The sequence below is a fragment of the Cereibacter changlensis JA139 genome, assembly GCF_003034985.1.
GTDB lineage: Bacteria > Pseudomonadota > Alphaproteobacteria > Rhodobacterales > Rhodobacteraceae > Cereibacter > Cereibacter changlensis.
Genome location: NZ_PZKG01000444.1, coordinates 1 through 396, shown reverse-complemented (window position 1 = coordinate 396; position 396 = coordinate 1). Strand labels below are relative to the sequence as shown.

Sequence of the window (396 nt, the reverse complement as noted above, 5' to 3'; positions counted from 1 at the left end):
ATTGGCGGCGGCCGCATCGCGGTCGAGGCCGAGCTCGTCCTTGCAGAGGATGAAGGCGGCCATGCGCAGCCGGAAGGTCGGATGCGGGCCGGCGTAGATCGCGTCCTGCTGGCAGCCGAGCCGGGTCACCAGCACGGCGGGGGCGGCGATGCCGCGAGCCTTCAGCGCCGCCACGTCGAGCCGGCCGGCCATGCCGCGGCATTCGCGCAGCCCGGGCAGGACCACGCGGATCGCCTGGGCGACGATGCCCGGAAGCGCAGCCAGCAGATCGGGGCGGGTCTCGGTTGCGCTCATGGCAAGAGATCCTCCAGCCGGCCGATCACCAGCCGCTCGATGTCGCGGCGGTCTTCCTCGGAGACGCCGAGATAGGGCCGGGCCGGGATGCCGGCTCCCTCT

General features: G+C 73.0%; 2 protein-coding genes. Both read right to left on the bottom strand.

Features of this window, described 5'->3' with window-relative positions; translation table 11 throughout:
* Nucleotides 1-294 (bottom strand): hypothetical protein (locus tag C5F48_RS24585; protein ID WP_219907855.1); only part of this gene is annotated, 294 nt, incomplete at its 3' end.
* Nucleotides 291-383, bottom strand: a complete 93-nt coding sequence (locus C5F48_RS26550; RefSeq protein ID WP_373454377.1) for a hypothetical protein — start codon at nt 381-383, stop codon at nt 291-293. The genes C5F48_RS24585 and C5F48_RS26550, both read right to left, overlap by 4 nt.
* Nucleotides 384-396 lie beyond the last annotated feature (13 nt).